General features: G+C 56.5%; 2 tRNA genes and 2 rRNA genes (1 of these 4 running past the window's edge). All 4 read right to left on the bottom strand.

Features of this window, described 5'->3' with window-relative positions:
- Positions 1–628, bottom strand: a 23S ribosomal RNA gene (locus FO470_RS19415); it reaches 2,201 nt to the left of the window's first position.
- A 360-nt stretch (positions 629–988) separates the two neighbouring features.
- Positions 989–1,064, bottom strand: a tRNA-Ala gene (locus FO470_RS19420).
- 37 nt (positions 1,065–1,101) lie between these two features.
- Positions 1,102–1,178, bottom strand: a tRNA-Ile gene (locus tag FO470_RS19425).
- A 179-nt stretch (positions 1,179–1,357) separates the two neighbouring features.
- A 16S ribosomal RNA gene (locus tag FO470_RS19430) occupies positions 1,358–2,842 on the bottom strand.
- Together the 16S and 23S rRNA genes with 2 tRNA genes alongside form the textbook arrangement of a ribosomal RNA operon.
- Positions 2,843–3,132: the final 290 nt, after the last annotated feature.

Genomic DNA, 3,132 nt, shown 5'->3' on the forward strand with positions numbered 1-3,132 from the left:
CACCCAGGACGAACCTTGGGCTCCTACTGTTTGTAGGCATCCGGTTTCAGGAACTGTTTCACTCCCCTTGTCGGGGTGCTTTTCACCTTTCCCTCACGGTACTGGTTCGCTATCGGTCGCTGAGGAGTACTTAGGCTTGGAGGGTGGTCCCCCCATGTTCAGACAGGATTTCACGTGTCCCGCCTTACTCGAGGATGAATGATTGCATTACGTGTACGGGGCTATCACCCACTAAGGCCCGGCTTTCCTGACCGGTTCCACTTGTCGCTCATTCACCACTGGCCTGGTCCGCGTTCGCTCGCCACTACTAACGGAGTCTCTGTTGATGTCCTTTCCTCCGGGTACTTAGATGTTTCAGTTCCCCGGGTTCGCTTCAAACCCCTATGTATTCAGGGCTTGATACCTTCATGTGATAACTGGAATTCCAAAGCCTTGCGGCCAAGGATCCACTTGCGCGAAACCCCGAGGCAAGACCTCAGAGTTCCAGTCATCGAAGGTGGGTTTCCCCATTCGGAAATTCACGGATCAAAGCTTGTTCGCAGCTCCCCGTGACTTATCGCAGCGTACCACGTCCTTCATCGCCTCTCAGCGCCAAGGCATCCACCGAATGCCCTTAAGACACTTGATCGTTCTCATCTTCGATGCCCACCCCATCAGGAACGTCGTGGAACGTGCTCACGAGAGGTGTGCAACCTCTGTGCGCTCCACGGGGGCGTGGCGGTTTTGAGAGACCCGCCACACGGCATCGAAGCTATTCTAAAGACCAGCTTGCTTCGCATATCATTCGACGACGGTGCGGTCAGGCCCCGACAACCGGATCCACAACGCCCGAGGGCGCCATGTTCCGATCCGTCTTGCGACTGATCGAATGAATGCTTCTTTACGATGTCAGACAACACGCCTCATTCCCGGGTTATCCCGAGGAATGGGCGAATTCAGGTTCTCATGGACGAGTAATCACCGCGCTCGACACGCATCACCGAGGTGATGGTGGAGCCAGACGGGATCGAACCGACGACCTCATGCTTGCAAAGCACGCGCTCTCCCAACTGAGCTATGGCCCCGGAAGGTGCGCGGCGGTCAGAAGACGCCTCGATGAAGTGGTGGGCCTGGGACGACTCGAACGTCCGACCTCACCCTTATCAGGGGTGCGCTCTAACCACCTGAGCTACAGGCCCCAAGCCTGCAGTCGGGCCCGGCGATCCGCGAACGGAGCGTCAAGGCCCAGTGGCCTGGGCTCGTCCATGAAGAAAGAGAAACGAAGACGGCGGCGTCCCGCATAATGCTCGCTGACTGCGAGCTTGTATCTAAGAGATCCGATAGAAAGACCGAGGTCTTCCTGAGGGATCGTCCTTAGAAAGGAGGTGATCCAGCCGCAGGTTCCCCTACGGCTACCTTGTTACGACTTCACCCCAGTCGCTGACCCTACCGTGGTCGCCTGCCTCCCTTGCGGGTTAGCGCAGCGCCTTCGGGTAAAGCCAACTCCCATGGTGTGACGGGCGGTGTGTACAAGGCCCGGGAACGTATTCACCGTGGCGTGCTGATCCACGATTACTAGCGATTCCAACTTCATGCACTCGAGTTGCAGAGTGCAATCCGAACTGAGACGGCTTTTGGAGATTTGCTCACCCTCGCGGGTTCGCGTCCCACTGTCACCGCCATTGTAGCACGTGTGTAGCCCAGCCCGTAAGGGCCATGAGGACTTGACGTCATCCCCACCTTCCTCTCGGCTTATCACCGGCAGTCCCCCTAGAGTGCCCAACTGAATGATGGCAACTAAGGGCGAGGGTTGCGCTCGTTGCGGGACTTAACCCAACATCTCACGACACGAGCTGACGACAGCCATGCAGCACCTGTGTCCCCGGCTCCGAAGAGCTTGGTTCATCTCTGATCCAATTCCGGGGCATGTCAAAGGCTGGTAAGGTTCTGCGCGTTGCTTCGAATTAAACCACATGCTCCACCGCTTGTGCGGGCCCCCGTCAATTCCTTTGAGTTTTAATCTTGCGACCGTACTCCCCAGGCGGGAGGCTTAATGCGTTAGCTGCGCCACTGATGAGCATGCTCACCAACGGCTAGCCTCCATCGTTTACGGCGTGGACTACCAGGGTATCTAATCCTGTTTGCTCCCCACGCTTTCGCACCTCAGCGTCAGTACCGGACCAGTAAGCCGCCTTCGCCACTGGTGTTCTTGCGAATATCTACGAATTTCACCTCTACACTCGCAGTTCCACTTACCTCTTCCGGACTCGAGATTGCCAGTATCAAGGGCAGTTCTGGAGTTGAGCTCCAGGCTTTCACCCCTGACTTAACAATCCGCCTACGTGCGCTTTACGCCCAGTGATTCCGAACAACGCTAGCCCCCTTCGTATTACCGCGGCTGCTGGCACGAAGTTAGCCGGGGCTTCTTCTCCGACTACCGTCATTATCTTCGTCGGCGAAAGAGCTTTACAACCCTAAGGCCTTCATCACTCACGCGGCATGGCTGGATCAGGCTTGCGCCCATTGTCCAATATTCCCCACTGCTGCCTCCCGTAGGAGTCTGGGCCGTGTCTCAGTCCCAGTGTGGCTGATCATCCTCTCAGACCAGCTACGGATCGTCGCCTTGGTGCGCCTTTACCACACCAACTAGCTAATCCGACGCGGGTTCATCCAATGGCGATAAATCTTTCCCCTTGCGGGCTCATACGGTATTAATTCCAGTTTCCCGGAGCTATTCCGTACCATTGGGCAGATCCCCACGTGTTACTCACCCGTCTGCCACTCACCTTGCGGTGCGTTCGACTTGCATGTGTTAAGCCTGCCGCCAGCGTTCGTTCTGAGCCAGGATCAAACTCTCAAGTTGAATGAGAATTAATCCGGCAATCATCGTCGCTTGCACTCAAAACCTCTGACGAGGTCGAGACCTCACCGCTCTCTTCTCAGAGATCGGGGCCTCTTTGAGTAGAAACGTATGACACCGTACCTCATCCGACTTCTCCTTCACCCGAAGGCTCCGAAGAAGTCCGCAAGGACTCCGCCGTCCACGTTTCTCTTTCTTCCTATTAACCTGTCAAACAGCCGGAGCACGCAGGCCCCATGAGACCGAAGTCTCGAAACGAGGCCGAAGCCTCAATTCGCGCATCCGACCCGAAG

Source organism: Ancylobacter moscoviensis, assembly GCF_007559435.1.
Lineage (GTDB): Bacteria > Pseudomonadota > Alphaproteobacteria > Rhizobiales > Xanthobacteraceae > Ancylobacter > Ancylobacter moscoviensis.